Here is a 6005-nt window from a genome sequence, read left to right as displayed (position 1 = left end):
TGTGATTTTCCTTTCACATTTTGCTCCGCGGGCTCCTATCCGCGTTGTTGGGGGTGGGGGCCGCGGGCCCGGGCGCCCACCACCGCACTCCGGGCAGGCCGGGGCCACCACCCGTCCGCCCGGACCGCACCCGGCGCCGGGGGGCGCCTGGGTGCCGGTCAACCCGACGGCGGGGAGGGGCAGCTGAGATCACGGGCGGGGACGCGGCCGTCGAGCAGGTAGGACTCGACGACCTCGCGGACACAGGCGTTGGACCCCGGGTACTGGCCGTGGTCGCCGCTGCCGGTCACCGTCACGAGCCGGGAGCCGCGCAAGGCCCGGTGGGCCGAGCGGGCCGCCTCGTAGTAGGTGGCCGGGTCGTGCACCGAGTTGAGCATCAGCGTGGGCGGCAGGCCCGCCCCCGTCACCCGCACCCGGGATGCGGTCGGCGCCGGCCAGGTGGCGCAGACGGCGGCGAAGGCCAGCGTCCGGGCGCCCGCCAGCGGCCAACGGGCGGTGAGTTCGCGGCCCCGCGCGACCCAGGTGTCCAGATCACCCGTCCAGGGCGTGTCGTTGCAGGTCACGGCGAAGTACTCGGCGAGGAACCCGGGGCTCAGGTACTGGCCGAAGACCTGCCGCGCCGTCTCCCGGGCGGCCGGGCTCGCGCCCGGCCAGTCGTCCAGTGCGGTCAGGGCGGTGGCCAGCGCGGGGAATCCGTCGCTCGCCCGGTAGACGGCCTGGACGGTGCCGTTGTCCAGCTGGTTGGGGCCGACCGTCAGGGCGCCGTCGACGAGCGGGCCGTCGTGCAGGGCCGCGCGCCGCCGCTCCCAGTGGGCCCCGGCCTCGGCGACGGTGGCGCCGTAGTGGTACGTGTCGTCCCGGGCCGCCAACCAGGGCAGGAAGTCCTCCTCGAAGCGGCGCTGGAAGCTCATCGGCTGCCCCAGCTGGAACCGCTCCCAGCTGCCGTCGAAGCCGACGTTGCTGTCCAGCACCATCCGCTCCACCCGCCGCGGGAAGAGCGTCGCGTAGTACGCGCCGATCATGGTCGCGTAGGACGGGCCGTAGTAGGTGATCCGCCGCTCGCCGAGCAGGGCGCGGAAGAGGTCGAGGTCGCGGACGGTCTGCTCGGTGGTCAGGAACGGCAGCAGACCGCCGCTGCGCCGCGCGCAGTCGGCGCCGAGGCGACGGGAGTTGTCGATCACGCGGGCGCGGGCGGCCGGGTCGTCGTCGCGGAAGTCCCCGGCGAAGAAGTCCTGGAACTCCTCCGGTGTCTGGCAGACGGGCCGGGTGCTCCGGCCCACCCCGCGCTGGTCGAAGCCCACCACGTCGTACGCGGCTCCGACGGCCGGCGCCGCGCGCACGAAGCTGCCCGGCCGCAGCAGCCCCGTCCCGCCGGGGCCGCCGGCGGCCATCAGCAGGGTGCCGTGCCGCTTCGCCGGGTCGTCCGCCCGGTGCCGGGACACCGCGACGGAGAGGTCCGGACCGCGCTTCGGGTGGTGCCAGTCGCGCGGGACGGCCATCGTGGCGCACTCCAGCTCGGGCGCCTCCGCACAGGGCTGCCAGGCGAGTCGCTGCTGGGTGTAGCGGGAGGGGACGGGCGGTACCGGGGCACCGGTGGCCGCGGCGGCGCCGGTGACGGGCAGGGACAGGGCGGCGAGGAGCGCGGCCACCGCGGTGGCGAGCGCCCCCCGGCGCCGGCGGGTGCTGGGTACGGATTCGTTCACGTCTTGATCCTCGGGGCCCGGAGCGGGTGCGGTCGATCCGGCACGCACCACTTCTCGGGGTGGTGCGGACGACACCCGCCGAACGGCGGGGGCGCCGAGGGCGCAGGGCTCCTCCGGGTCGCCCGGGCAGCACTGTTGACGGGCCGTCGGCCGGGCTAACGGCGGGCGCGCGAGGGGGACGGACCGGTCGTGTGTCGGGGTGGCGCCGCCCGGAGGAGCGATTGTCGGTGCAGGTCGTTAGGCTGCCGTCCGCAGTGATCGGAACGGAACCAGCACGGGCACGGGGCAGGCGGTAGCGGTATGACGACGACGGACGACGGGGTGGGCGGGGCCCGCGAGGCGCTGGCCGCGCTGCGCGCGCTGGCGCAGGAACCGTCCGGTGGGATCGAGCTGCTGGGCGGCTTCACGGACGAACAGATGGACGCCTGGCCGGTCTTCGTGCCGGCGGCCTGCCGCGCGGTGCTGCGCGAGGTCGGCGGGCTCGAGAGCGAGGAGTGGGGCACCTACGCCTTCGGTCCGGTCGGCGGGGAGGCACCGGGCGAGGGCTACCTGGTCGTCGGAGAGACCGGCTACGAGGGCGGGCAGCTGGTGGTCGGCGTCGGGGCGGCGGCGCGTGCCGACTGGGGCCCGGTGCTGCGCCTCGAACCCTGGGGGGACGAGGAGAGCGTCGTCGAGGCGCCCGGATTCGTCGGCTGGCTGCCGGAGTTGGCCGGCCGGCTGGCCGAGGGTGAGGACGCCTGGCAGCAGCCGGCCGGTGCCTCGACGGTGCTCGCCGTGCCCTCGCTGCGGGCGGCGGCCGCCGATCCCGGGCTCGCCCGGCTGGCCGGCCCCGGCGACAGTCTGACCGACGTCGTCGACCTGCGGGAACTGCCCGGCTACCCGTGCACGCTCGGCTGGGAGCCGTACTACTCGACCGCGCACGCCACCGCGGACACCAGCGGCAGCGGGGTCTCGTTCACCCTGGTCGGCGACGGGCGGGCGCTGCTGGTCCGGAGCCTGGTCAGTGGGGACTTCCTGGGCCGCCCGGTCGAGCGGCCCGCCGTCCCCGCCGACGCTCCCGAGCGGGCGGTGGCCGAACTGCGCGCCCTGGCGGCGGAGCTGCCCGGCCTGGTGGTCCTGGAGGGGGGCTGCACCGAGGCGGAGCTGGACGACTGGCCGGTGCCGCTGCCCGGCGAGGTGCGCGCCGTGCTGCGGGAGCTCACCGGCGTCCGGATCGCCGGTCTGGAGCCGGTCGAACTGCGCCCCGGTGCGGTGGCCGACCGGCACTCGCCGACGCTGGTGGACATGGTCGGCGGCCCGGGCTCGTTCTGGCCGGTGGCCTGGCTGGACCGGGGCCGCGACCCGGTCTCCGTGCAGGTGCGGATCGACCGGGAGACGGGGGAGTGGGGCCATGTCGTCTCCGTCCCGGGGGACGCGGAGCGGCTCGCCGAATGGCCGGAGGTGTCCCTGCTCGCCGAATCGCTGCCGCACCTGCTGCTCGTCCTCGCCCGGGCCGCCCGCGGTGCGGCGCGCCGGGCGGCGACGGCGGACGGCGGTGTGGACGGCGCCCGGTTCGCGAGCCGGGTGCGGTCCGCCCTCCACCACTTCCTGCCCAACACGGGCGAGCCCTGGGTCTTCTCGGCCCCGGCGCGGGAGTGGGCCACGGCCGGCGACGCACTGCGGGCCGCGGCGGCGGCCGCGCTCCCGGGGGACGCCCTGGTGGCGGACCTGCGGGAGGCGCCGATACCGGCCGACCTCTGCTTCCACCGGGTGCGGGCCTGGGGCTACCGGACCCGGGCCGAGCGGCTGTGCTTCCTGGCGGGCGGCCGGATCGTCGCCGTCGTCCCGGTCTCCTAGTCGTGGAACGTCGTGGTCGCCGTCAGTGCCACGCGTCCGGTGCTGACGCGGTTGACCGGTGCGGCGGCTTCGGCGTAGCCGAACGAGACCCCGACGAGCAGCTTCCCCCCGCTGACGCTGCTGATGGCCCATCTGGTCACCACGCTCGTGGCGGAGCTGGGGTGCGCCGAGCCCGCCGTTCGCCGAGCAGTCGGTGACCCTCGCGGACGGCGCGGCCAGTCGCGCCATGGTGTTGAACGAGACGGACTACGGCCGGCACGCGCGCGCGGCTGCGGAGACCCTCCTCGCCCACACCCTCGCGCCTCCCCTCCGCTGATCGCGCCCGGACGCGTTCCCCGGGCGCGGCGGGCGGGTCGACGGGTCGGGCTCGGGGGGCCTTCGGGGCGGGCCGGCGGTTCGAGGGGGCGGGCGGGTTCAGTAGCGTGGCGGGCATGACTACGCACAAGGCCGCACCGGTGAACGTCGACGAGATGCTCAAGGACCTCAGGACACTCGTCGAGGTCGAGTCCCCGTCACGTGACCTCGACGCGCTGAAGGCCTCGGCCGAGGCCGTGGCGGGTGTGGTCGAGAGCCGTCTCGGCGGGCGCGCGGTGCTGGTCGGGACCGACGCCGGGCCGCACGTCCACTGGTCGGGCGGCGGCGAGCCCAAGGTCCTGATCCTCGGCCACCACGACACGGTGTTCCCGTTGGGCACCCTCCGGCGCCGCCCGTTCACGGTCGAGGGCGGCCGTGCGACCGGTCCCGGGGTCTTCGACATGCTCGGCGGCCTGGTCCAGGCCGTGCACGGGCTGGCGGCCCTCGACGACCTGTCGGGCGTGGAGATCCTGGTGACCGCCGACGAGGAGGTCGGCTCGGGCTCGTCCCGGGCCCTCATCGAGGAACGTGCGCGGGCCTGCGGCGCCGTGCTGGTCTTCGAGGGGGCGGCCGACGGCGGGGCGCTGAAGACCGGCCGCAAGGGCTGCGGCACGTTCGAGGTCTCCGTCGTTGGCCGGGCCTCGCACGCGGGCCTCGAACCCGAGGCGGGTGTCAACGCCCTGGTCGAGGCGGCGCACCAGGTGCTCGACATCGCGGCGCTCGGCCGGCCGGAGGTCGGCACGACCGTGGTCCCGACCGTGGCCTCGGCGGGCACCCTGGACAACGTCGTGCCGGCCGGGGCGACCGTCACCGTCGACGTCCGGGTCGAGTCGGCCGGGGAGAAGGAGCGGATCGAGGCCGCCTTCGCGGCGCTCGCCCCGCATCTCGACGGGGCGCGGATCACGGTGCGGGGGAGCGTCGGCAGGCCGCCGATGCCCGCGTCGGCGTCGGCCGCACTCTTCGCGCTGGCGGAGCGGTTGCTGCCCGGTGTGGGGAGCAGGAGGGTCGGCGGTGGGAGCGACGGCAACTTCACGGCCGCCCTGGGGATCCCGACACTCGACGGACTCGGAGCGGTCGGCGGGGGTGCCCACGCGGACCACGAGTACCTGGAGGTCGCGTCGATGGCCGAGCGGGCGGATCTCGTCGCCGGTCTGGTGACGGCGATCCGGAACGCGTAGGACGCTCCCTCTGCCGGCCCCGCCACCGACCGGCCCCCGCGGCCGGCCCCGCCGCCGACCCGCCCGCGACGTGCGGGTGCCCGGTGCCGAGGGCACCGGGCACTCCCGGGGGCGGTGACGGCGGGGCTCAGTAGGCGACGGTGAAGCGGGTGCGGTGGTGGGCCGGCCGAGCGGCCTCGTCGAGGAGGGCGACGGCGAGGTCCTCCATGGAGATCGCCGAGACACCGGCCTCGTCGACCAGCAGCTCGTCGCGCCCGAGGCGGTAGTGGCCGGTGCGCCGGCCCGGTTCGAGCAGCGCGGCGGGGCTGAGGTAGGCCCAGTCGACCTCGGTCTCGGCCCGGTAGAGGGCGAGCTGCTCGCCGCAGGCGAGGGCGATGGGGAGCCAGGCGGCCGGGAAGTCGGGGTCGTCGATGACGGTGGCGCCGTCGCCGCCGGGCAGGGTCAGGCTGCCCGCGCCGCCGACGACGAGCAGGCGGACGTCCGTCCCGGCCAGGCCGGCCAGCAGGCCCTTGGTGGCGAGCGCCAGGTCGGGCTCGCTGCCGGGGGCGGGGCGGGTGGCGCTGATCACCACGGACCGGCCGGCGGCGAGACGGGCGACGTCCTCCGGGTTGCGGGCGTCGCCGGTGGCGATCTCGGCGGCGGCCGGCAGCGCGTGCGGCCGGGACGGGTCGCGGAGGACGGCGGTGACCTCGTGGCCCCGGGCGAGGGCCTCGGTCACCACCCGGCTGCCGACGTTGCCGGTCGCGCCGAAGACGGTGATGCGCATGGGATGGCTCCGGTTCTCTGGTGGTGTTGGTGAGGGGTGGTGTGGGTGAAGGGTTTGCGGGAGTGCCTGACGACGGTTCAGACACCCCATGTCGTTAGAGGTCAAGCGGCATGGAGTTGGGCGTGGTGCGCCCAGGCGGTCGCTTCGCTGTAGTGGGTACGGGTTTTG

At 75.9% G+C, this 6005-nt stretch carries 5 protein-coding genes; 2 read left to right on the top strand and 3 right to left on the bottom strand.

The genetic code is table 11. The features are described 5' to 3' along the window. Positions 1–158: 158 nt before the first annotated feature. Positions 159–1703, bottom strand: coding sequence for an alpha/beta hydrolase (locus ACZ34W_RS38220; protein WP_465611054.1), 1545 nt, complete (start codon positions 1701–1703; stop codon positions 159–161). 300 nt (positions 1704–2003) lie between these two features. On the opposite strand from ACZ34W_RS38220, the gene ACZ34W_RS38215 reads away from it, so the two are divergent. After that, a complete protein-coding gene (locus tag ACZ34W_RS38215; protein ID WP_465611052.1) occupies positions 2004–3539 on the top strand; it encodes a hypothetical protein in 1536 nt (511 codons plus the stop codon). Here the strand turns inward: ACZ34W_RS38215 and ACZ34W_RS38210 are convergent. Then, positions 3536–3679, bottom strand: a complete 144-nt coding sequence (locus ACZ34W_RS38210; protein ID WP_465611050.1) for a hypothetical protein — start codon at positions 3677–3679, stop codon at positions 3536–3538. The two genes, ACZ34W_RS38215 and ACZ34W_RS38210, sit on opposite strands and share 4 nt — an antisense overlap. A 291-nt stretch (positions 3680–3970) precedes the next feature. Between ACZ34W_RS38210 and ACZ34W_RS38205 the strand changes: the two genes are divergently transcribed. Further along, on the top strand, positions 3971–5071 hold the full coding sequence (locus tag ACZ34W_RS38205) for a M20 family metallopeptidase (protein ID WP_465611048.1): 1101 nt from the start codon (positions 3971–3973) through the stop codon (positions 5069–5071). A gap of 127 nt (positions 5072–5198) precedes the next feature. On the opposite strand, the gene ACZ34W_RS38200 is transcribed toward ACZ34W_RS38205, so the two are convergent. Continuing rightward, positions 5199–5837 (bottom strand): NAD(P)-dependent oxidoreductase, encoded by a 639-nt coding sequence (locus ACZ34W_RS38200; RefSeq protein ID WP_329491239.1) that lies wholly within the window; start codon positions 5835–5837, stop codon positions 5199–5201. Between the last annotated feature and the right edge of the window lie 168 nt (positions 5838–6005).

Source organism: Kitasatospora sp. NPDC022856 (genome assembly GCF_055561235.1).
Note: the sequence above shows the minus strand (reverse complement) of the source record. Positions and strands in the feature narration are given on the sequence as shown.